Below are 21,590 nucleotides of genomic sequence, written 5' to 3'. Positions count from 1 at the left end.
GTGCGCTTACTGCCATCGGAGACTTCTGATGATCACTGTACGCACTGCCTGCCTGCTGGCCGATTACAAACGCTGGGCCAATCAGCGTCTGTTTGAAAGCCTTGCGGCGCTTCCTCCGGGCGAAGTCAAAAAACAACGGGTGTCGGTGTTCAACAACATGATCGGCACCCTCAATCATGTCTACGTGGTGGATTGCATCTGGCGGGCGCACCTTGAAGGCCGGGGACATGGCTTCAAGACCTCGCACGATCTGCTGCATGCCGACCTGTCCGAACTGCGCCAGGCGCAAAAAGAGATCGATCGCTGGTACTGCGACTGGAGCGCCCGGCAAACCGATGCCTCCCTGGACAAACCGGTGGAGTTCACCTTTGTCTCGGGCGAAAGCGGCACCATGAGCGCCGGCGCGATGCTGATGCATGTGGTCAACCACGCCAGCTACCACCGCGGCTGGGTGGTGCAGATGTACTTCGAGATTCCGGCCATGCCACCGGTGACCGACATGCCGGTGTACCTGCGCGAATCCGAGCCGGTGCTACTGCAGTCGATCAATGCCCCGACGGTGGCGCCGCCATGTGCTGTGCAATTTTCGAACGCAACCAGCGTTCTGCCGGATCGTTATCGCTGACCCCGTTCCAGACCATCGACAGTTCGGACAGGTTGATCTCAAAGGGCGCATCGTCCGCCCGTAACTGGTTGCTGCCTTCGATCAGCGCGCTGGCCGCGTAATCCGGTACGGTGGCGAGCATGTCAGTCCCCGCCAGCAACGCCCGCAAACCCGCAAACTGTGGTACCGCCAGCACCACCCGGCGCGAACGGCCGATGCGGGCCAGGTCATTGTCGATGGCGCCGCTCAGATCCCCGGAAAACGACACCAGTGCATGAGGGCGTTCGCAGAACTCGTCAAGGGTCAGCGGGCCGGGACGGTCATCGCCGCGCAGGATCTTCACACTCAGGTCGCGCAGTTTCTTGCGCCTGGCGTTGGCCGGCAATTCCGTGGTGTAGCTGATGCCGACGGAAATCTCGCCGCTGGCCAGCATCGACGACATCAGCAGGAAATTCACCCGGCGCACCACCACCACAACGTTCTGCGCCTCATCGCGAATCTGCTTGAGCAGCGGCGGAAAGAGCCCGAATTCGGCGTCGTCGGACAGGCCGATGCGAAACACCTCGCGACTGGTGGAGGGCTCGAAATCCTTGGCCCGGCTGACTGCCCCGGAAATGGTGTCCATCGCCGGCTGCAACTCCTTGAGAATCTGCAACGCCCGCGGGGTCGGCTCCAGGGTTCGACCGTTGCGCACCAGCAACGGGTCGTCGAACAGATCGCGCAACTTGGCCAGCGACGCACTGACAGCGGGTTGGCCGAGGAACAGTTTTTCCCCGGCCCGGGTCAGGTTCTTCTCGAACATCAGGGTTTCGAAAATCACCAGCAGGTTCATGTCCACGCGGCGCAGGTCGTTGCGATTCATGCCGGGGTTCTCGGTGGGTTTTTGAGTCTTCTCAGTAAAGCACCAAACCCTGCGTAATCGAGAATTCGCTGATGACCTGTGGGAGCGGGCTTGCTCGCGAAAGCGGTGTGTCAGTCGACAACATTGCTGGCAATGCCGACGCCTTCGCGAGCAAGCCCGCTCCCACACGTTCGGCGCTTTATTCAGGCGGATCGAGTCGATCCAGCGCCCGGTTCACTGCCAATTCACCCAGCATGATGACCTGGGCGATGCCCAGCAGCGTGTTGCGATGCGAGCCCTCCAGAAAACCCGCCAGATCGTTGGTCATGACGTTGGCCGAGGCCAGCGATTCGCAGGCGTGGGCCAACAGGGTCTCAGTGTCGATATCGGGGTTGATGGTGAACATCGTGGACGGTTTGTGGGGCGTGGCCATGATGTTGGCGGCGGGGTTGAGGTAGTGATTGAGGGCGTGTTCGGCGGCTTCTTGGAATTGCTTGGAGTCGGGGCTTTCGTAGGGGGAGGCTGGATTTGTTTCCGGGGGATTGGGTGTGGGCTTGATCATTGATGGAGCTCCTAATTGAAATTACGGAGCCTTCAGCCCTCGCTACCAAACGAGGGGTGGCGGCCATACGCGGGTTGGTAGACCGGTAATTAGGAACCCGGCGCTCCCGAGAGAGCCCTGCGCATGGCCACCATAAAACAGAGACCTGAAAGGTCTGCAAACGGTGCGCTATGCGCCTAATTGGTCCGGGCTACCAAACCCGATCGCTGTTTTTCAGCGACCGGCTAACGATAAAGCCCGGACTCAAGGCGCGTAAGCCGGCGGATTCTGGCGTAACCGTAGGCAATGACGCAAGGCGCCGTAGCTTTCATCAAGTTACGCTGACAGCCGTTAAACAAGGGCGGTCAGTCGATGTTTAATGTGCGGTTGTCACGACAAACACATGGCTTTGGGCTGAGCACGAAACCTGTGGGAGCGGGCTTGCTCGCGAAAGCGGCGTGTCAGTCGACAACATTGCTGGCAATGCCGACGCCTTCGCGAGCAAGCCCGCTCCCACAGGTTCATGGGGTGGACTCAGGCTCGGTCAACATTTTGCGGAAGGTCTCCACCAACGGCCGCAAATTGATCCGGTGCCACGCCACCCACAGCGGTCGGGTGAGGGAAATCCACGGCACTTCCCGCAGCACCACGCCCGGCGGTGCGTTGCGGCTCAAGCCTTTCTGGATCATGGCACGGCTTGCCGTGCCAGCGGATGGTGCTCGGGCAGGGCCAGCAGGCTGGAGTACTTCAACCAGGCCCGCACCGGGCCGCTTGCGCGAGGAGGGCGTGATCAAGGGCTGGGGCCTGGGGGTGAACAAGGTCGAACCCTGCGAGCTGACCCTTGATCTGAGCGAAGCGCAGCCGGGCGGTTTTCTGCTGGCCGGTCGCTACACTCTTCCGGACCATGATCGCGCCTTGCAGCGTTTGATGGACGCCGCCCTGGCGCAGCAAGTCGAAATCGTGGTCGGCGGTGATTCCCGCTGCTTTCTGGCAGGCGTTGCGTGAGGCGAAGCTGATTTGCGAGCGCGCCCCCTTGCCCCTCATTGGAGCTTGAACATGAAGATTGATTTGAGCGCAAAACTGGCAATCGTCAGCGGCAGCACCGCCGGCATTGGCCTGGGCATCAGCCAGGCACTGGCTGAGGCGGGCGCCACGGTGGTGGTGATCGGCCGCGATACGGCCAAGGTCGAGCAGGCACTGGCGAGCATCCGTCAGCGTGTTCCTGCTGCGCAATTGCGTGGCGTGACCGCCGACCTGGGCACCGCCGAAGGCGCCGAGAAACTGTTCGCCGCCGAACCACGGGCAGACATCCTGGTGAACAACCTCGGGATCTTCAACACGGTGGACTTCTACGACGCCCCGGACAGTGAGTGGACGCGCTTCTACGAGGTCAACGTGATCTCCGGTGTGCGCCTGTCCCGGCACTACACACCGGGCATGGTCAAGCAGGGTTGGGGGCGGGTGATCTTCCTGTCTTCGGAATCCGGCGTGGCGACACCGGCGGACATGATCAACTATGGCGTGACCAAAAGCGCCAACCTCGCCGTGTCCCATGGCCTGGCCAAACGCCTGGCCGGCACCGGGGTGACGGTCAACGCGATCCTGCCCGGCCCGACCTTTACCGATGGCCTGGAAGACATGCTCAAGGACGCCACGGCCGAATCCGGGCGCAGCGCCCGGGACGAAGCCGATGCGTTCGTGCGCAAGGCCCGGCCGACGTCGATCATCCAGCGCGTGGCGGACGTCGAGGAGGTTGCCAATCTGGTGGCCTACATCGCTTCGCCGTTATCCTCGGCCACCACCGGTGCTGCCTTGCGGGTCGACGGCGGTGTCGTCGACAGCCTGGCCATCTGAACCTTATTGATTGGAGAAAGCATTTCATGGCAACTGCAACAGCCTTCATCGACATCCCGGCTTCGGCCGAACAGGTCTGGCAATTGATTGGCGGGTTCAACTCGCTGCCGGACTGGCTGCCGTTCATTCCCAGGAGCGAGCTCAGTGACGGCGGGCGCGTGCGCAGCCTGCAGACGGCGGATGGCGCGGTGGTGATCGAACGCCTGCAAACCTTCGACAACGCGGGCCGAACCTACAGCTACTCGATTGAGCAGGCACCCTTTCCGGCGACTGATTATCTGGCGACGATCAAGGTCGAGGCGCAAGGCGAGGGCGCGCGGGTGACCTGGTCCGGGCGGTTTGAACCGGTGGGCGTGAGCAATGAGGAGGTGGAGGCGTTGTTTACCGGGATTTATTCCGGCGGACTGCAAGCATTGCGGGCCAACTACCCGGCCTGACCGTCAAAATACCAACCCCCCTGTGGGAGCGGGCTTGCTCGCGAAAGCGTAGTGTCAGTCAACATATTTGTTGAATGAGAAACCGCATTCGCGAGCAAGCCCGCTCCCACAGGGGATCTGTTTTGATCATCGGATGAACACTAGGCCTGCGGTATCAAACTCTCCCGACAATCAAGCACCAGCCGCGCGCCGCCCAGTTCGCTGCTGCCCACCTCCAGCGTAAATCCGTGCAGGCTGACAATCGCCGCGACGATGGACAGGCCCAGCCCGAAGCCGGTCTTTTGATTGCCGGCCTCGGCGCGATAGAAACGCTGGAATACCGCTTCACGCTCCGCCTCGGGAATGCCGGGGCCGGAGTCGAGCACTTCGATCCGTGTATGCCCGCCAGCATTGACCCCGCGCAAGATCACCGCACCACCGGGCGGGGTGAACTTGATCGAGTTGCTGAGCAGGTTCGCCACGGCTTCGAACAGCAGCGCCCGGTCGCCATTGAGGGAGGGCAATGACGCGGGCAGGTGCAACTGGAAAACCAGGCCGTCGTCTTCCGCCAGGGGCAGGTAGAACTCATGCAGTTCCTGCAACAACGCCACGGGGTCCAGTTGCACGAACCCGGAGCGGCGCCGGCGATCTTCCAGTTCGGAAATCCGCAGCAGGCCACGGAAACGCGCCATCAGCGTATCGGCTTCGGCCAGCACCAGGTCCAGTTGCATGGCCTGCGGTGAGCCTTCGCCGGCTTGCTGCTGCATGCGGTAAAGCTGCGCGCGCAGACGGGTCAGGGGCGTGCGCAGGTCATGGGCGATGTTGTCGCACACCCCCTTGATCTCATGCATCAGGCGCTCGATGCGTTCGAGCATGGCGTTGACGATGGCGGCGAGCATGTCCAGTTCGTCACGCCGATTGGACAGTGGCAGGCGTCGGCTCAGGTCGCCGGCGACTATGGCTTCGGCACTGGCCTGGATCCCGCGGATGCGGCGCAACGGCCGGCGCCGCAGCAGATACCAGCCGACGATGCCCGGCAGGATGGTCAGGGTCACCCCCCAGAACAGCGCGTGAAGAATGATGCGGGTCACGGCGAACAGCGAACCGTTGTCGCGCACCAGCACCAGCCAGCGGCCGTCGAGGGTGCGGGTCGCCACGGCGTCGCAACTGTCGGCGGGCAGCGTCTGGTCATCATCGTCGCCGTAGGCATCGCAGTCGCGCAGCATGTGGATCTTGCCATCGAGCGGCAAGCCGTCCGGAATGTAGCGCAGGGCGCCGCTGAGGTAGTGGTGCCGGGCATCGAACAGGCCATAGGCGTCGATGCCGCGGATGTCGAAGGCCATGCTGACGGCGAGGGCGTCCACCAGTTGTTCACCCGAGAAGCGCGAAAACAGGTGCTGGCGCTGCATCAGTGAATGCTTGGCCAGATTGTCCAGGTAAGCGGAAACCTCGTAGTACATGACCCCCATGAGAATCCCGCTCCAGATCACGAACAGCGAACTGTAGAGCGCCAGCAAACGGCTGCTGGAAGAGCGCCAGCCTTTAGACGGGTTCGGCAATGACATAACCCGAGCCTCTCACGGTCCGAATCAGTGGGGCATTGCCAGGCGGGTCGATTTTCTTGCGCAGACGGCCGATGTGTACGTCGATCAGGTTGGTGCCGGGGTCGAAGTGGTAACCCCAGACTTCTTCGAAAATCATCATCCGCGAGAGGATTTGCCCGGTATTGCGCATCAGGAATTCCAGCAGTTTGTACTCGGTGGGCAACAGCGTCAGCAGTTTACCGTCGCGGCTCGCTTCGTGGCTGATCAGGTTCAGCTCCAGATCCGCCACCCGCAACGTGGTGGCCTGGGCGGTCACGGTGTTCTGCCGACGCAGCAGGACTTCGACCCGGGCGGCCATTTCATCGGTGGCGAAGGGTTTGGTCAGGTAGTCGTCGCCGCCGGCGCGCAAGCCGCGCACGCGTTCATCGACGTCGGACAGTGCGCTGATCATCAGGATCGGTGTCGCCACGCCCATGGTCCGCAGCGTGGTGACGATCGCCAGGCCATCGAGCTCGGGCAACATGCGGTCGAGGGTGATCAGGTCATAGTTGCCGCTGACTGCCCGCTCCAGCCCTTCACGGCCATTGTCGACCCAGTCGACGTCGAGGCCGTGGCTACTCAGTTCGGCGACAATTTCCCGGGCGGTCACGGCGTCGTCTTCGATGGTCAAGATGCGGGTCATAAGGCTGGCCTGATTTGCAGTTCAATACGAAGTTGCGAGCATTTTGCCAAGAAAAAACCGCGACTTAATAAATTAACTTTCATCTGGGCGGGGTCGCTTCACGCGTTCCCGGGGAATTGTAGGAGCCAGCCTGCTGGCGATGGACTCAAGTGCGCCACGTTTATCCAGTTCACACGCGTAATCGTTAACGACCATCGCTGCGATGCGGCGACCCGACAAGCCAGCTCCCACAAAAGGCCGCGTCCGAATCGAAAAACCAGTGAAAGCCCCCCAAACAAAGGTTGTCTGACCGCCAGTGGCAACGCAAATAACCCATGCATAAAACCCGTTGGCTCAACCTGATCCTTGCAGTTTGCATGGGGCCGGGAAGTTCAAACTTTCTAAGCCATTGAAGCAAAACGATTTATTCAAAATGCGTGACTGGCACGGTGACTGCAGTTCCTTTCTCGAAGAGTTGTAACACCATCTTTCTGTCTGGAGCGATACAACTATGAATAGATCCTCTGACGGTTTCTATCCCTCCATGAATGAGTCAACCACGCTGTCCGGCGTGTCCTGGGGCGCGATTTTCGCGGGTGCCGCTGCCGCGGCGGCGTGCTCGCTGATCCTGGTGTTGCTCGGCTTCGGCCTGGGTTTTTCGGCGGTATCGCCTTGGGCCAATGAAGGCGTGAGCGCCAAAGGCCTGGGGATCTCGACCATTGTCTGGCTGGCCTTTACCCAGCTTGTCGCTTCGGGACTTGGCGGTTACATCGCCGGGCGACTGCGGGTGAAGTGGGCGTACATGCACGGCGGTGCAGCCAGTGCAAAGCTGGCCGCTCAACAAGCCGCTGACACCGCCGCGAAAGTGGCGGCGTGGACCACGCTGTGGATGTTTGTTGCGCTGTTGGCCGGTGCATTCTTCGCCAGCCTTGCCGCAACCTTCGGCGGTCGTCGTCGGGATGCGGTGGTGTATCTGGAAACCGATACCTACGTCACCACTGCATCGATTCGTTAATCCAGGAGAACTACCATGCGTTCATTACTGCTGTTCTTTCTCGGCGTGCCGATCCCGATCATTATTTTGATTGCGTTGTTTGTGCATTGATTCGACTGCAGAAGCTATAAAGCTTCGCGAGCAAGCCCGCTCCCACAGGAAGACACACCATCCACTGTGGGAGCGGGCTTGCTCGCGAAGAAATGAATCCGTCAGTCAATCGGCGTACTGACAAACACCTCAAGCCCTTCGGCATACGCCGTGAACGCGGCGACCCGCGGAAACTGCGCCGCACTCACCTGATCCGGCACCACCAGGTTGGTGAAGCTCCAGGCGACGGCGAGGGTGATGCCGTCCTGCCCGATCGCACCGTCAGTCTTCAGCGGCTGCTTTTCCAGCTCCCGCTCCAGCGCCGACCAGGCCGCCACCAGTTGTCCTTCGACCCGCTGCACCCAAGGTTCGAATTGAATTTCCACCGGCCGCAGGTTGCGCTCGTAGTAAAGCTGCACGGACTTTTCGCTGGCGGCCAGCGCCAGGCCGATCAGGCGCAACGCGCGCAGACGCTGAGCCGGTTTGTCGGGCATCAGGCTGTTATCGGCCAGGGTTTCCAGGTAGTCGACGATCAGTGTCGAGTCCATCAACACCTCACCGTCATCCAGCACCAGGGTGGGCGCCTTGACCACCGGGTTGATCTGCCGGAATTGTTCGAAGTGGCGGAACACCGAAACCGATTGATGTTCCAGCGTGATTCCCAGGCATTTGGCAGAAATGGCGGCGCGCCTGACATAGGGCGAGTCCAGCATACCGATCAGCTTCATGGTCCTTTCCTTTATATGGCCATTTCGGGAGGACAACCTTAGCTGAGGTTCGCCGCCGTGCAAATGGCAGGGAAAATGGCCTCGTGCAGGCCGTTTGTCTTCTATATACAGCCGCTCGATTGAATTTCTTGCTATAAACGCACTCCGATTACCGCCTCAAAGCCTGCCGTAGAGCATTTTCAGGGCTTTGTCGGACAAATTCGCTGTCTTTTCAGTTGCTGAGGCCTCAAGTCGGCCTTAGACTGCCGCCCCTCGTAAATTGAGTGCCGGGTGGCGCTTGGAACAAACGGCGCCTTTCCGATGGCCTGCCCAGGTCTGCCGGAACGCTCCCTAATTCGCCTTAATGCACGTTTTTTTATAGAGATATCAATGACAAAGGACAAGTTGCTGGCCATGCCGGCGGATGACTACATGAATGCCGAGCAACATGCTTTTTTCTCCGAGCTGTTGCAGAACATGAAAGTCGAAACCCATGAGCGCATCGAACAGAACCGCATCGCCATCGAGAGCCTGGACACCCCGGCCGATCCGGCGGACGCGGCTTCGGTCGAAGAAGAGCGCACCTGGCTGGTGAACGCGATCGATCGCGACCAGCGCATGCTGCCTCAGTTGGAACAAGCCCTTGAGCGCATCAAGGAAGACAGCTTTGGCTGGTGCGACGACAGCGGCGAGCCGATTGGCCTCAAGCGCCTGCTGATCAGCCCGACCACCAAGTACTGCATCGAAGCTCAAGAGCGTCACGAGCAAATCGACAAGCACCAGCGTCAGGCCTGATTCTGTGAGGTAGCCCTGTTGAACCGGGCTGCCTGGAAAAGATCGCAGCCTTCGGCAGCTCCTACATTTGTTCCGTAGGTGCTGCTGAAGGCTGCGATCTTTGTTTTCTGCCGTCTTCGATTTCCCGATTCTTCTATTGATCTGCTGCAAGGTTCGCGACTAAAGGCTCATGGATAATGGCCTTATGCCGGCGTTTAATGCGAAGACAACAATTAGAAGTTTTCCGGGGTGACGATGATGACAAGAGACGGGTCTCTGGCTGCGGCAGTGTCTGCACCAATGCTGTTGCCGAAAAACCGCTGGCTGACACCGACGCTGCAAAGCATCGTCCTGATGCTGTTGTTATGTGGCATGACGTTGGGCGGTTGGTCGCTCTACCTTGGCCTGCCCCTGGCCGTACTGATCATCTGGCTGCCTCGTTTGCGTTCGCGCGCGACCCCACAGGCGGCTTCCCCCGACAACGCTGATGCCATCGGCGGTTTGACTCGCGATCTTTCCTACACCACCAGCCATAACGCGCTCTCGGCCGCCGGGGTGGCGTTCTCGGTTCGGCAATTGGCGCAAAAGCTGCAATCGCAACTCTCGGCGGCGGCACAGATCGTCAGCAACGCCGAGGTCATGATTACCACCGAACACGCCACCTCGCTGCTCAGTCGCCAGGCGCTGAGCGCTGCCAGCGAGGCTCATCAAAGCGGCGTGATGGGGCGTACGGAACTGATCGAGTCCATTGCCCGCATGCATCAGCTCAGCCAGCGCGCCAGCAACAGCCGTGAACTGATCGAAGCCTTGAGCCTGCGCAGCGATGATATCCAGCGCGTGACCCTGGTGATTCAGTCCATCGCCAGCCAGACCAACCTGTTGGCGTTGAACGCCGCCATTGAAGCGGCGCGGGCGGGGGAGCACGGTCGCGGGTTTGCCGTGGTGGCCGACGAGGTTCGCGGGCTTGCCGCGCGCACGGCGACCGCGACGGGCGAAGTCGGCGAGATGGTGGCCGATATCCAGCAACGTACGACACAGGTGGTGGAGCAGATCCGCCAACTGTCCAGCGACCTCGACACTGGCGTCGAGCAGGTCGAGCGCACGGGGCAGCATCTGGAGAACATTGCCCGTCTGGCGGCCAGTGTCGAGTCCCAGGTCGGGGAAATCGCCCAGGGCGCAGACACCAACCGTGAACAACTCGACAGCCTGTTTCACGCCATCGAGCAGATGCGCAGCGACCTGGCGGTCAGCGACCAGCAGACTCAGCACCTGGCCCAGGCGGCGGTGCAAATGGAAGGGCAGGCCGAAACCATCAGCGAGCGACTGGCCGAGGTGGGGCTGGATGATTACCACCAGCGGATCTATGACCTGGCCCGGGAAGGCGCGAGCCGGATTGCAGAGCGTTTCGAGGCGGATATCGATGCCGGTCGAGTCAGCCTGGACGATCTGTTCGACCGCAACTACCAGGTCATCCCCCATACCAGCCCGGCCAAGTACCAGACGCGTTTCGACCGCTACACCGATCAGGTGTTGCCAGCGATCCAGGAACCCTTGTTGCCGCGTCACGAAGGATTGGTGTTCGCCATCGCCTGCACCCAGCAGGGTTATGTGCCGACCCACAACCATGCGTTCAGCCAGCCGCTGACGGGGGACGCAGAGGTCGATGCCTTGCAGAACCGGACCAAACGCAAGTTCGCCGACCGCACCGGGATCCGCTGCGGCAGCCATCAGAAGGCCGTGCTGCTGCAAACCTATACACGCGACACCGGCGAGTTGATGCACGATCTTTCGGTGCCGATCATGCTCAAGGGCCGGCATTGGGGCGGTTTGCGCCTGGGCTACAAGCCGGAAAAACCGCGCTAGAAACCTCTGATGCTGGAGCGAACAACAAGTAGTCTGTGGCGAGGGAGCTTGCTCCCGCTGGACTGCGTAGCAGGCCCCTGCTCTTCAGGGAAAAGGAGGGGCCGCTTCGCGCCCCAGCGGGAGCGAGCTCCCTCGCCACAGGTACAGTGTTCATCCTTGAGTGATTGTTACAAATCCTGCAACTAACCTGTGCAGGGTTTTGCTGTTTCCTCACTGGCAACCTAATTAACATAGCTATTAATTAGGTTGCTAATGAAGTTCGGGGGGCAGCATGCAAGGCAAAGTTGATATCGCGGTCATGATCGGCAGCGGCGTACCTGCCAATCTGCGCTCCATGGGACGCAAGGTTTGCTGGGTGGTGTTGCTCAATGGCGAGCGCCGGGGCACGGCGTTCTCCAGTCGCGACGAAGCGCAGGAGTGCAAGGCTGCCTGGTTGGCGCAATTGAACGCCGAAAGACCTGACAGCCAGCATTGAAATGGTCAGTGGGTCTGATGCATGCGCAGGTTCAGGTCGTCGACCACCCGCGCCCAGTCTGCGTCTTCGCGCAGTTGTTCCTTGAGGAAGCCGGCCTGCTGCGGTGACCAGAACTCGGCGTCGATGAGCTTCTTGTCGTCGGGCAGGAAATGGCCGGCAATGAAGTCGTCGATCGCTTTCTGGCTGGAGTCCAGGCCGAGCTGGTCGAACAGGCCTTTGAGGTCGTGTGTCGGTGATTCCATCTTCATCTCCTTGCAGGTCATCAGTCGGGTCGAGGGGCGATGTGCGGTCTCCTGATTTGGAGGGCGCCGCACGGGTGGAGTTCGATCACGATGTTCAAACGCAACACAGAGCATAGACCGCCAATCCGGGTGTCAGGCTTTCAGTGCCCCGGCATCGACCGCCGCCTTCAGTTCCCTGGCCGATTCCTGGGCCGCAATGGCTGCGACATCCGGGGTTTTGAACCAGCGATCTTTTTCGACCTGGTGATAGGTCACGGTCTTGAGCGGAGGTTTGGCGCGCATGACAATCACGGCCTGGAATTCACCCTCGACTTCTCTGGCTTCACCGCGGATAAAAAACTCGCCGATATCAAATTCCGTCACGTTGCAGACTTCCCCTGGAAATATATTGTTGTTGTCAACGCCATCCGATTTGTTGCGGATCCGTTTTATTGGGTGGGCAGTATGGCAGTAGTTGCCCGTCGACGGCTGAGATAAGTCGACGGGCAGAGCAAACGTCGATGAAAATGAGCGCGGCGGGTATGTCAACCGTGTGATTCAAGAAACCGGGCGAGGGCGCAGGCTTCGTTATGATTGGCTCGGAAACCTCTTACACAGCCTGTAGAAATATCCTTGATGTGAAAGAAGGCAATGCCCGCCATCACCACCTGAAATCGCGGGCGGGGAGGGGCATCGAGAAGCGGTTCAGAGGGGCCGAACGGTATCGGCTGCGAGATCGCTGCTGTTTTCGAGTCAGGTACCAAGGGATAGGCAAAGTGTGTCAGTGTGCACATATGAAGTCCTTTTCATTGTTTTGCCGACGTATGTACGTCGTTTTGGCTAGTCTTCAGGAGCATCGCTGCTCTAGAATCACCCTTATTGGTGGGTGAATGATGTTTATCTAAAGCAATTTTTTGCTGATGATATGTAGGAAAATTTGTTCTCTTGGTGAGATTTTTCCCCGAAGTTGATAGTCCATAATTTTCTGGCAGCAGGAAGGGCGTTTTCCTTCAGCCTGTGACGAACGCCAGTCAGGACGACGCGAGTGACGTTCCAGTAGTCTTCTCAAGCTTCGTGATGAATGAGTGCACTGCTCATTCAGGACTTCAATCCGGGTTCTCTGGCGACACCTTCGGCATTGCCGCTTTTTTGGCTGTGCGTTTATTTTCGCGTACGGCGCCATTTTTCAGATGTGGGGATGTTTCCTTGGCAGTAAGTAATCTCGATATGCATGCCTTGTTCGTGCTGGGCGATTTGCGCGCAAAGCTGGTCAAGCAGTTTCAGTCACGTTTCGTTTACATCACCGAACAGAACGCTGAAGGCATTTACATTGCCGAAATCGACACCGAATCAGCCCTGGTGGTGGACGACAAACCCGGGCTCAAACTCAAGGTCGGCGATCATTTCAGCGCCTCCGTGCTGCCCAGTCGCGAAGGCGGCAAGCTGGACATCAGGTTCCGCGACATCAAGCTGACGGTTTACGGAATTGGCGATTACGCCTTCGTGACCACCGCCGACGGTCAGGGAATAGTGTTCAAGGAAGGTCATAGCGTGGTGATGGTGTTTGCCGCCCATCAACAGTTGCAGGAAGGCCTGACCAAGACCCTCAAGGCCGTGACCACCAAAGTGGCCAAGTGGCGCAAGGGCGAGCTGGTGACCTTCAAGGCCAGCGAGTGATGACCCTGACCCGCGCCGACTTCCACGAACAGAACCTGGCCAGCGCTCAAGACGAAGCGCGGCGGCTGTTCGAGCACAAGCCCCTTCTGCAAGGAGCCTGGCTGAACTGGGTGGCGTCACAGCTTTACCAACTGCAACCGGCGCCCTACGCCAGCATGGTCAGACGAGAGCTGACGCGTTTGCAGGAAACTTCCGAAAACTGATCCCCGCACCTCGAAAGCAGGAACCTCTACTACAGTCATTGGACTGAGTATTCAGAGGCTTCGCGGTCTACTGCCAGGCCATCCTGCTATTGCTGTGAACAGCACGAGGTGCAAAAGCATGAACGGATTTCGACGGTTGCTGGCTGCTGCCCTGGCCACTTTCGGTTTGCTGGCGACACCCGCCCCGGTGTTTGCCGCCCAGGCGCCGATCCACTTCGCCGACCTGAACTGGGAAAGCGGCAGCCTGATCACCGATGTCCTGCGCATCATTGTCGAGAAGGGCTACGGGCTGCCCACCGATACCTTGCCGGGTACCACCATCACCCTGGAAACCGCGCTGGCCAACAATGACATCCAGGTCATTGGCGAAGAGTGGGCCGGTCGCAGCCCGGTCTGGGTCAAGGCCGAAGCCGAAGGCAAAGTCGTCAGCCTCGGCGACACGGTCAAGGGCGCTACCGAAGGCTGGTGGGTGCCGGAATACGTGATCAAGGGCGACCCCGCCAAGGGCATCAAGCCGCTGGCGCCAGACCTGCGCAGCGTCAGCGACCTGCCGCGCTACAAAGACGTATTCAAGGACCCGGAAGCCCCGACCAAAGGGCGTTTCCTCAACAGCCCTATCGGCTGGACCTCGGAAGTGGTCAACAAGCAGAAACTCAAGGCGTACGGGCTGGACGACAGCTACGTGAACTTCCGCAGTGGTTCGGGCGCGGCCCTGGATGCAGAGATCAGTTCGTCCATTCATCGTGGCAAGCCGGTGCTGTTCTACTACTGGTCGCCCACGCCGTTGCTCGGCCGCTTCAAGCTGATTCAACTGGAAGAACCACCGTTCGACGCCGAGGCCTGGAAGACCCTGACCGACGCCGACAACCCCAATCCACGGCCGACCCGTTCCCTGGCTTCGAAGCTGTCGATCGGTGTGTCCACTCCCTTCCAGAAGCAATATCCGCAGATTGCCGAGTTCTTCGCCAAGGTCGACTTTCCGATCGGCCCGCTGAACAAGGCGCTGGCCGAGATGAGTGAGAAACATACACCACCGCGCCAGGCGGCAGAGGCGTTCATGAAGGCTCATCCGGACGTCTGGCGGGCGTGGCTGCCCAAGGACGTGGCGGATAAAGTCTCCGCCGCCCTGTAGGCGCTGCCGCAGGTCGGGATCTTTTGATCTTCGTCATGAAAAGGCAAAATCAAGACATCGCAGCCTGCGGTAGCTCCTACAATGTTCGGTTCATATCCCTTTCAAGGATCTCTGAACCATGACCCTGTTGTTGGCTCAGTCGCTGGTGACGATCTTCACCGTGATCAGTGTGGTGCATGTGTATTGGGCGTTGGGTGGCGAGTGGGCGGCGGTGGCGGCGGTCCCGCAAGTACCGCAGGAGGGCAGTGCGCAACTGAGACCGGCGTTCACACCGCGAGGCTGGATCACGCTGGTGGTGGCCGGACTGTTGCTGTTGATTGCCATGCTGGTGTGCTTGCGGGTGGGTTGGTGCCTGCCACCCTTGCATCACCGGTCGCTGCAGTGGGTGATCAGCGCCATTGCGATCTTGCTGTTTGCCCGGGCCATTGGCGATTCGGAGCTGGTGGGTTTTTTCAAGGAGGTCAAAGGCTCGAAATTTTCCCGGCTGGACACCTGGGTTTATTCGCCCTTGTGTGTGGTGTTGGGGGCGGGGTTGTTGGCGGTGGCCTGGGTCTGAGACAGCGACGTTTCTGTAGTGACAGTACTGGCCTCTTCGCGAGCAAGCCCGCTCCCACAGTGTCTGGTGTCGTACACACCTTTTGAGTTAGACACCCACCCTTGTGGGAGCGGGCTTGCTCGCGAAGAGGCCGGTCCAGTCGATACAAATCCTTGGTCTAGCTGCCGCTCTCGGTCCGCCGACTACTCACCTCCGCCGGCACATCATCCCCGGCCATGCGTTTACGAAACAGCGCCGCCCGGGCCAGCAGCAAGGTGGTCACGGGCACGGTAATCGCCAGCAGGATCGGAATCAGCCAGGCGTGCAAGACCGGCGCGGACTTGAGCGCCGAAAAATAGATGATCGAAGCCAGCGCCACGCACCAGGCCCCGAGCGTCGAGGCCAGGGCCGGTGGGTGCATGCGCTGGAAGTAATCCCGCATGCGCAGCAGGCCCGTGGCGCCGATCAAGGCAAACAGGCTGCCGAGCACCAGCAGGATCGCCACCGGGATTTCCACCCACAACGACAAGGGCGTATTCATTCGATCACCTCACCACGCAGCAGGAATTTCGCCAGGGCGAAGGAGCCGACGAACCCGAACAGGGCGATCAGCAGCGCCGCCTCGAAGTAGGTGTCACTGGCATAACGGATACCCAGCGTCAGCATCATCAGCATCGCGACGATGTACAGGTAGTCCAGCGCCAGGACCCGGTCCTGGGCCGACGGCCCTTTGAACAGGCGGATCAGGGTCAGGACCATCGTCAGGGAAAACAGGAACAGGCTCAGCAGGATCGCATTCGCCAGCAAGGGGCTCATTCGAAGATCTCCATCAACGGACGCTCGTAGGTCGTCTTGAAGTGCTGGATGAACAGCGCCTCGTCGTCCAGGTCGAAGACGTGCAACAGCAGAATGCTGCGGTCCAGCGCCAGCTCCGACCAGACCGTACCCGGCACCACCGTGGTGATCATCGACAGCGCGGCCAGGCCGTTGGCGTCACGCAAGTCCAGCGGCACCTTGATGAATTGCGAGCGGGGCGGGCGGCGACCGGCATTGAGCACGCTCCAGGCCACGGCGAGGTTGGACACCAGCACGTCGCGCCCGACCAGCAGGACCAGGCGCAGGATCACCCCCGGACGACGGATGCGCACCGGCAGCGGACGCAGCCTGCGCATCATCAGCGGCGCGCAGAACCCCAGCGCCGCACCCAGCAGCAGATTGCCGGGACTGGTCGACAGGTTCAGCAACAGCCACAGCAGGCACAAGGCCAGCGACAGCAAGGGGGCGGGAAACAGGCGCTTCATGGTTGCACCTCCTGCGGGATCGCCTTGGCCGAGGGGTTCGGTACGACGCGGGTGTCGAGTACCGCCATCACGTATTGCTGCGGGTTGTACAAGGCATCGGCGGCGGCCTGGGTGTAGCGCAGCAGCGGATCGGCCTTGAAGGTCAGCGCAATGCTCAAGCCCAGCAGCGCAAAGATTGGCACGCATTCCAGGCGTCGCAGCAGGGGCGATGGTCGTTCCGCCGGCGTCCAGAAGCGCTGGATGCCCAGGCGCGAGAAGGCGACCAGCGACGCCAGCCCCGACACAATCAACAACACCAGCAGGCCCCACGCAGCGTTGGAAATCGGTGCATCGCCGCTGTTGCCCAGACCCAGCGGATTGAGCAGGGCGCCGATCAGACCGAGTTTGCCGATAAACCCGGAGAGCGGCGGCATGCCGATGATCAGCAAGGCGCAGGCGATGAAGCTCAGGCCGAGAAACGCCATGGTCCACGGGATCACCTGGCCGACCACGGCTTTGCGGTCGTCGTCGAGGTTGGTGCCTTTGGGGGGATGCAGGGATTCCAGAGGGCGGGGCAGCAGTTCGGCTTCATCTTCGAGTTGTATCTCGTTGGCCGAGCGCGAACGCTCGATCAGTTCGGCCAGCAGGAACAGCGCGCTCAAGGCCAGGGTCGAGCTGAACAGATAGAACAGCGCTGCGCCCACCAGGTTCGGCTGGGCGAAACCGATGGTCGATAACAGGATGCCCGCCGACACCAGAATGCTCAGGCTGGCCATGCGCTCCAGGCGTTGCGCGGCGAGGATCGCAAGGGCGGCGCAGACGATGGTCGCCATGCCGCCGTAGATCAGCCACTCCCCGCCAAAGAACGCCGATGCCCCGGCCTGGGCCGAAAACAGCAGCGTCCACAGGCGCAGCAAGGTGTAGACGCCGACCTTGGTCATGATCGCGAACATCGCCGCCACCGGTGCGCTGGCCGAGGAATAGGCCGGCACCAGCCAGAAGTTCAGCGGCCACATGCCGGCTTTGGCGAGAAAAGCGACGGCCAGGATCCCCGCGCCAGCGTGCAGCAAGCCCCGGTCAGCCTCGGACACCAGCGGGATTTTTACCGCCAGATCGGCCATGTTCAGCGTGCCGGTCACGCCATAGATCAGCGCCGCGCCAATCAGGAACAGCGACGAGGCCAGCAGGTTGATCGAGATGTAATGCAGCCCCGACGACACCCGCGCCCGGCCCGAGCCGTGGAGCATCAACCCGTAGGACGCGGCCAGCAACACCTCGAAGAACACGAACAGGTTGAACAGGTCCGCGGTGAGGAATGCGCCGTAAAGCCCCATCAACTGGATCTGGAACAGCGCGTGGAAACTCGAGCCGGCGCTGTCCCAGCGGGCCATGGCGAACAGCAGGGCACTGACGCCGATGATGCCGGTCAGCACCAGCATCAGCGCCGAAAGGCGATCGACCACCAACACCAGGCCGAACGGTACTTGCCAGTTGCTCGGCAGGTACACGCCGATGGAGCCGGGCACGCCGGTGGTTTGCGTCCATTGCAACAACGCCACGGCAATGCCCAGCCCGAGCAGGCTGGAGAACAGATTGATCCTGGCCTTGAGCGGACGGTGCTTCTCGCCGAGCATCAGCATGATCGCGGCCGTCAGCAACGGCAGCAGGATGGGCGCGACGATCAGGTGGGTCATCGCCATCATTCCCTGGGCTCCCGGCCATCCACATGGTCGGTGCCGGTCAGGCCCCGGGACGCCAGCAGCACCACCAGGAACAGCGCGGTCATGGCGAAGCTGATGACGATCGCCGTCAGTACCAGCGCTTGCGGCAACGGGTCGGTGTAGTGCAACAGATCCTGTGGCACGCCGTCCTTGATGATCGGTTCCTTGCCGATGAACAGGCTGCCCATGCTGAAAATGAACAGGTTGACGCCGTAGGACAGCAGGCACAGGCCCATGACCACCTGGAACGTCCGTGGGCGCAGGATCAGCCACACGCCGGACGCGGCCAGGACGCCGATGGCGATTGCGATGACTTCTTCCATCAGACGGCTCCCTTGGCGGCAACGGATTTAGGCTGGGCGGCGGTTTTGTGACCACGCACCGATTGGTGGGCGAGGGCGGTGAGGATCAACAGGGTCGAGCCGACCACAACGCCGTACACGCCGACGTCGAAGAACAGTGCGCTGGCCAGGTGAATGTCACCCAGCAGCGGCAACGAAAAATGCCAGGTATGGGTGGTCAGGAACGGATAGCCGACCAGCATCGCACCCAGGCCGGTGGCCGTGGCAATCATCAGGCCCGTGCCCATCCAGCGCAGCGGTCGCAGGCTCATTTGCGCCTCGACCCACTGCGTGCCGGCAACCATGTATTGCAGGATGAACGCCACCGACATCACCAGCCCGGCGACAAAGCCGCCGCCCGGCTGATTGTGCCCGCGCATGAACAGGTAGAACGACACCACCAGCGCCACCGGCAACAGCAGGCGTACCAGCACCGCCGGCACCATCATGAAGCCGAGCGCGGTGTCGCTGGCGTGACGCGGGTTGACCAGGTCGGTGACCACATCCGGTGCGAGCAAGCGTTGCTGGGCCGGCAGCTGCAGGCTTTCTTTCGGCGGGCGGAAGCGGCGCAGCAGGGCGTAGACGGTCAGGGCCACGGCCACCAGTACGGTGATTTCACCGAGGGTGTCGAAACCGCGGAAGTCCACCAGCATCACGTTGACCACGTTGCTGCCGCCGCCTTCGGGCAAGGCGCGACTCAGGTAGAAGGAGGAAATGTCGTTGGGGGTCTGGCGCGTCAGCATGGCGTAGGACAGCAACGCCATGCCGACACCGACCACGGTCGACAGCAGCAAGTCGCGGATCCGCCGCACCCGCGCCCGTCGCAGGCTGCCCGGCAACGGCGAGACTTCTTCGATCCGTCGTGGTAGCCAGCGCAGGCCCAGCAGGATCAGCACCGTGGTCACCACTTCGACCGCCAGTTGGGTCAGGGCCAGGTCCGGCGCCGAGAACCAGACGAAGGTGACGCAGGTCATCAGGCCGCAGACGCTGACCATGGTCAGGGCCGCCAGACGGTGATACTTGGCCTGGTACGCCGCGCCAAGGGCGCAGGCGATGGCCAGCAACCACAGGGTGACGAAGACGATGGAGCCGGGGATCTTCGGCCGGTCGCCCCAGTGCAGGCTGCTGTGCAGCATGGGAATCAAGCCGGCCAGCACGGCGGCGAGCACCACCAGGAACAACTGCATCTGCAGCCGTCGGGTGCCAATTCGCGGCTCCAGGCGACGGGCCAGGCGCATGCTGGCGACCAGTGCCCATTCGAACAGGTGCTTGCCGTCCAGGCGACCCAAGACGGGCGGGCGGTTGAAGCGTCCGCGCTTGAATTGATTGCGCAGCAGCAGGTAAAGCACGGTGCCGCAGGACAAGGCGATCAGGCTCATGATCATCGGCGCGTTCAGGCCGTGCCAGATGGCCAGGCTGTACTCGGGCAGGGTGCCGCCAACCACCGGTTGCGCCGCTGCCGCGAGCAGCGGGCCGACCACCTGCGCCGGGAAGATCCCCACCAGCAGGCAAGTGAACACCAGCAGCTCGACCGGCGCGCGCATCCAGCGCGGTGGCTCGTGGGGGGTGTGAGGCAAGTCGGTCGCGGGCGGACCGAAGAACACATCCACGGTGAAACGCAGGGAGTAAGCCACGCTGAAGGTACCGGCGATCGTTGCCACGATCGGCAGGCTCAGCTCGACCCAGCGCGTGGCATTGATGAACACGGTTTCGGCGAAGAACATCTCTTTGGAGAGGAAGCCGTTGAGCAACGGCACGCCGGCCATCGAGGCGCTGGCGACCATGGCCAGGGTGGCGGTGAACGGCATCAGCTTGTACAGGCCGCTGAGTTTGCGGATATCGCGGGTGCCGCTTTCGTGGTCGATGATGCCCGCGGCCATGAACAACGAGGCCTTGAACGTCGCGTGGTTGAGGATGTGGAACACCGCGGCGACGGCGGCCAGCGGGCTGTTCAGGCCGAGCAGCAGGGTGATCAGGCCGAGGTGGCTGATGGTCGAGTAGGCCAGCAATCCCTTGAGGTCGTTCTGGAACATCGCGCAATACGCCCCGAGCAACAGGGTGCAGGCACCGGCGCCGCTGACGATGTAGAACCATTCTTCACTGCCCGAAAGCGACGGCCATAGCCGCGCCAGCAGGAACACCCCGGCCTTGACCATGGTCGCCGAGTGCAGGTACGCCGACACGGGCGTCGGCGCGGCCATGGCGTGGGGCAGCCAGAAGTGGAAGGGGAATTGCGCACTTTTGCTCAGGGCGCCGATCAGGATCAGGGGCAACAGGATGGGGTAGAGGGCATGGGCACGAATCAGGTCGCCGGCGGCCAGGACCTTGTCCAGGTCATAGCTGCCGACCACATGGCCGAGCAGCATGACCCCCGCCAGCAGGCACAAACCGCCCGCACCGGTGACCATCAGCGCCATGTAGGCACCGCGCCGGGCATCGGCGCGATGGTGCCAGTAGCCGATCAGCAGGAACGAGAAGAGGCTGGTCAGCTCCCAGAAAAACACGATCTGAATCAGGTTGCCGGAGATCACCAGCCCCAGCATGGCGCCCATGAAGGCCAGGAAAAACGCGAAGAAGCGCGGCACCGGATCATTCGGTGACATGTAGTAGCGGGCGTACAGCGACACCAGGGTGCCGATGCCCAGCACCAGCAGGGAGAACAGCCAGGCGAAACCGTCCATGCGCAGGACGAAGTTCAGGCCCAGGCTGGGCAGCCAGGAAAACTCTTCGCGAATGACGCCGCCATGGGCGATCTGCGGGTACAGGAATGCGACCTGAACGCTGCCGATCAGGGCGATCAGGCCAGCCAGCAGGGATTCGGCGTTACGGGCATTGTGCGGCAACACGGCCGCCAAACAGCTGCCTATGAAAGGCAGAAGCAGTAGAACTATCAGGGACATAGGCTTCTAATCTGCGGAAGTTTGTGAAGCATCATACGTGCCAGCTCCTGGATCGCCAAACGCCAAGCTGTCGCAGAATCCTACACGGTAGACGGAAAAACCCTGTTTAACATTGTTTCAGAGAGGGGGTGTCTGGACCGGCCCCTTCGCGGGCAAGCCCGCTCCCACAGTGTCCGCGTCGTACACAAGTCATGTGAACGCCTCTGAACCTGTGGG

Annotated in this window: 25 protein-coding genes and 2 pseudogenes; 12 read left to right on the top strand and 15 right to left on the bottom strand. The window is 61.3% G+C overall.

The genetic code is table 11. The features are described 5' to 3' along the window. Positions 1-28 precede the first annotated feature (28 nt). Positions 29-625, top strand: a complete 597-nt coding sequence (locus tag BSF40_RS29565) for a DinB family protein (protein WP_095967995.1) — start codon at positions 29-31, stop codon at positions 623-625. On the opposite strand, the gene BSF40_RS29560 is transcribed toward BSF40_RS29565, so the two are convergent. The 3 genes and pseudogenes from BSF40_RS29560 to BSF40_RS29550 form a co-directional block, all read right to left on the bottom strand. Next, positions 546-1,466 carry a LysR family transcriptional regulator gene (locus tag BSF40_RS29560; protein WP_095967994.1) on the bottom strand — a complete coding sequence of 307 codons (921 nt, stop codon included), beginning with the start codon at positions 1,464-1,466 and terminating at the stop codon, positions 546-548. The two genes, BSF40_RS29565 and BSF40_RS29560, sit on opposite strands and share 80 nt — an antisense overlap. Positions 1,467-1,644: 178 nt before the next feature. After that, positions 1,645-2,007: a DUF6124 family protein gene (locus BSF40_RS29555; RefSeq protein ID WP_095967993.1), complete on the bottom strand. Its 363-nt coding sequence runs from the start codon at positions 2,005-2,007 to the stop codon at positions 1,645-1,647. 500 nt (positions 2,008-2,507) lie between these two features. After that, positions 2,508-2,678 (bottom strand): annotated as a pseudogene (locus BSF40_RS29550) (LysR family transcriptional regulator); the annotation flags it as partial. Positions 2,679-2,723: 45 nt separating this feature from the next. Here BSF40_RS29550 and BSF40_RS29545 point away from each other — a divergent pair. The 3 genes and pseudogenes from BSF40_RS29545 to BSF40_RS29535 form a co-directional block, all read left to right on the top strand. Beyond that, positions 2,724-2,988 (top strand): annotated as a pseudogene (locus BSF40_RS29545) (aldo/keto reductase); the annotation flags it as partial. Positions 2,989-3,042: 54 nt separating this feature from the next. Next, positions 3,043-3,840, top strand: coding sequence for an SDR family NAD(P)-dependent oxidoreductase (locus tag BSF40_RS29540; RefSeq protein WP_007973742.1), 798 nt, complete (start codon positions 3,043-3,045; stop codon positions 3,838-3,840). Between the two features lie 26 nt (positions 3,841-3,866). After that, positions 3,867-4,277, top strand: a complete 411-nt coding sequence (locus tag BSF40_RS29535) for an SRPBCC family protein (protein ID WP_095967992.1) — start codon at positions 3,867-3,869, stop codon at positions 4,275-4,277. A gap of 140 nt (positions 4,278-4,417) precedes the next feature. On the opposite strand, the gene BSF40_RS29530 is transcribed toward BSF40_RS29535, so the two are convergent. Then, positions 4,418-5,821, bottom strand: a complete 1,404-nt coding sequence (locus tag BSF40_RS29530) for a HAMP domain-containing sensor histidine kinase (protein WP_095967991.1) — start codon at positions 5,819-5,821, stop codon at positions 4,418-4,420. Beyond that, entirely contained in the window at positions 5,799-6,482 is a 684-nt protein-coding gene (locus tag BSF40_RS29525) for a response regulator transcription factor (RefSeq protein WP_095967990.1), read from the bottom strand. The genes BSF40_RS29530 and BSF40_RS29525 overlap by 23 nt, the downstream gene beginning before the upstream one ends. A 490-nt stretch (positions 6,483-6,972) precedes the next feature. On the opposite strand from BSF40_RS29525, the gene BSF40_RS29520 reads away from it, so the two are divergent. Then, positions 6,973-7,476 (top strand): hypothetical protein, encoded by a 504-nt coding sequence (locus tag BSF40_RS29520; protein ID WP_095967989.1) that lies wholly within the window; start codon positions 6,973-6,975, stop codon positions 7,474-7,476. A 191-nt stretch (positions 7,477-7,667) separates the two neighbouring features. On the opposite strand, the gene BSF40_RS29515 is transcribed toward BSF40_RS29520, so the two are convergent. Next, positions 7,668-8,273 carry a glutathione S-transferase gene (locus BSF40_RS29515; RefSeq protein WP_095967988.1) on the bottom strand — a complete coding sequence of 202 codons (606 nt, stop codon included), beginning with the start codon at positions 8,271-8,273 and terminating at the stop codon, positions 7,668-7,670. Positions 8,274-8,642: 369 nt separating this feature from the next. Between BSF40_RS29515 and BSF40_RS29510 the strand changes: the two genes are divergently transcribed. The 3 genes from BSF40_RS29510 (at position 8,643) to BSF40_RS29500 (ending at position 11,364) form a co-directional block, all read left to right on the top strand. Next, positions 8,643-9,047 carry a TraR/DksA C4-type zinc finger protein gene (locus tag BSF40_RS29510; protein ID WP_007935965.1) on the top strand — a complete coding sequence of 135 codons (405 nt, stop codon included), beginning with the start codon at positions 8,643-8,645 and terminating at the stop codon, positions 9,045-9,047. Between the two features lie 234 nt (positions 9,048-9,281). Then, positions 9,282-10,889 (top strand): methyl-accepting chemotaxis protein, encoded by a 1,608-nt coding sequence (locus BSF40_RS29505; protein WP_371918140.1) that lies wholly within the window; start codon positions 9,282-9,284, stop codon positions 10,887-10,889. 271 nt (positions 10,890-11,160) lie between these two features. Further along, a complete protein-coding gene (locus tag BSF40_RS29500) occupies positions 11,161-11,364 on the top strand; it encodes a hypothetical protein (protein WP_095967987.1) in 204 nt (67 codons plus the stop codon). Positions 11,365-11,369: 5 nt separating this feature from the next. Here the strand turns inward: BSF40_RS29500 and BSF40_RS29495 are convergent, their stop codons facing one another. From BSF40_RS29495 to BSF40_RS33305, 3 genes are all read right to left on the bottom strand, one after another. Continuing rightward, positions 11,370-11,606 carry a DUF2789 domain-containing protein gene (locus tag BSF40_RS29495; RefSeq protein ID WP_015094504.1) on the bottom strand — a complete coding sequence of 79 codons (237 nt, stop codon included), beginning with the start codon at positions 11,604-11,606 and terminating at the stop codon, positions 11,370-11,372. A 132-nt stretch (positions 11,607-11,738) separates the two neighbouring features. After that, the gene (locus tag BSF40_RS29490) at positions 11,739-11,969 is read right to left on the bottom strand and encodes a hypothetical protein (protein WP_007973761.1); all 231 of its coding nucleotides are present in this window, start codon (positions 11,967-11,969) and stop codon (positions 11,739-11,741) included. Between the two features lie 161 nt (positions 11,970-12,130). Then, entirely contained in the window at positions 12,131-12,379 is a 249-nt protein-coding gene (locus BSF40_RS33305; protein ID WP_095967986.1) for a hypothetical protein, read from the bottom strand. Between the two features lie 412 nt (positions 12,380-12,791). Here BSF40_RS33305 and BSF40_RS29480 point away from each other — a divergent pair, with 412 nt between their 5' ends. From BSF40_RS29480 to BSF40_RS29465, 4 genes are all read left to right on the top strand, one after another. Next, positions 12,792-13,262, top strand: a complete 471-nt coding sequence (locus BSF40_RS29480) for a hypothetical protein (RefSeq protein ID WP_095967985.1) — start codon at positions 12,792-12,794, stop codon at positions 13,260-13,262. After that, complete coding sequence (locus tag BSF40_RS29475) at positions 13,262-13,465, top strand: hypothetical protein (protein ID WP_095967984.1); 204 nt, start codon at positions 13,262-13,264, stop codon at positions 13,463-13,465. Before BSF40_RS29480 ends, BSF40_RS29475 begins: the two co-directional genes overlap by 1 nt. A gap of 118 nt (positions 13,466-13,583) precedes the next feature. Further along, positions 13,584-14,597 carry an ABC transporter substrate-binding protein gene (locus BSF40_RS29470; RefSeq protein ID WP_095967983.1) on the top strand — a complete coding sequence of 338 codons (1,014 nt, stop codon included), beginning with the start codon at positions 13,584-13,586 and terminating at the stop codon, positions 14,595-14,597. A gap of 118 nt (positions 14,598-14,715) precedes the next feature. Beyond that, a complete protein-coding gene (locus tag BSF40_RS29465; RefSeq protein ID WP_095967982.1) occupies positions 14,716-15,153 on the top strand; it encodes a DUF3995 domain-containing protein in 438 nt (145 codons plus the stop codon). A 157-nt stretch (positions 15,154-15,310) separates the two neighbouring features. Here BSF40_RS29465 and BSF40_RS29460 read toward each other — a convergent pair whose 3' ends face one another. From BSF40_RS29460 to BSF40_RS29435, 6 genes are read right to left on the bottom strand one after another with little or no spacing between them, the layout of a single operon-like run. Further along, positions 15,311-15,673, bottom strand: coding sequence for a Na+/H+ antiporter subunit G (locus BSF40_RS29460; protein WP_095967981.1), 363 nt, complete (start codon positions 15,671-15,673; stop codon positions 15,311-15,313). After that, on the bottom strand, positions 15,670-15,948 hold the full coding sequence (locus tag BSF40_RS29455; RefSeq protein ID WP_015094510.1) for a K+/H+ antiporter subunit F: 279 nt from the start codon (positions 15,946-15,948) through the stop codon (positions 15,670-15,672). The genes BSF40_RS29460 and BSF40_RS29455 overlap by 4 nt, the downstream gene beginning before the upstream one ends. Next, positions 15,945-16,433, bottom strand: coding sequence for a Na+/H+ antiporter subunit E (locus BSF40_RS29450; protein ID WP_095967980.1), 489 nt, complete (start codon positions 16,431-16,433; stop codon positions 15,945-15,947). The genes BSF40_RS29455 and BSF40_RS29450 overlap by 4 nt, the downstream gene beginning before the upstream one ends. Beyond that, positions 16,430-18,115 carry a monovalent cation/H+ antiporter subunit D gene (locus BSF40_RS29445; protein ID WP_095967979.1) on the bottom strand — a complete coding sequence of 562 codons (1,686 nt, stop codon included), beginning with the start codon at positions 18,113-18,115 and terminating at the stop codon, positions 16,430-16,432. Before BSF40_RS29445 ends, BSF40_RS29450 begins: the two co-directional genes overlap by 4 nt. Next, positions 18,112-18,456 carry a Na+/H+ antiporter subunit C gene (locus BSF40_RS29440; protein ID WP_007973781.1) on the bottom strand — a complete coding sequence of 115 codons (345 nt, stop codon included), beginning with the start codon at positions 18,454-18,456 and terminating at the stop codon, positions 18,112-18,114. The genes BSF40_RS29445 and BSF40_RS29440 overlap by 4 nt, the downstream gene beginning before the upstream one ends. Beyond that, the gene (locus tag BSF40_RS29435; protein ID WP_095967978.1) at positions 18,456-21,374 is read right to left on the bottom strand and encodes a monovalent cation/H+ antiporter subunit A; all 2,919 of its coding nucleotides are present in this window, start codon (positions 21,372-21,374) and stop codon (positions 18,456-18,458) included. Before BSF40_RS29435 ends, BSF40_RS29440 begins: the two co-directional genes overlap by 1 nt. Positions 21,375-21,590: the final 216 nt, after the last annotated feature.

Origin of the sequence: Pseudomonas sp. ACN5, assembly GCF_002303975.1 — a bacterium.
Lineage (GTDB): Bacteria > Pseudomonadota > Gammaproteobacteria > Pseudomonadales > Pseudomonadaceae > Aquipseudomonas > Aquipseudomonas laurylsulfatiphila.
Note: the sequence above shows the minus strand (reverse complement) of the source record. Positions and strands in the feature narration are given on the sequence as shown.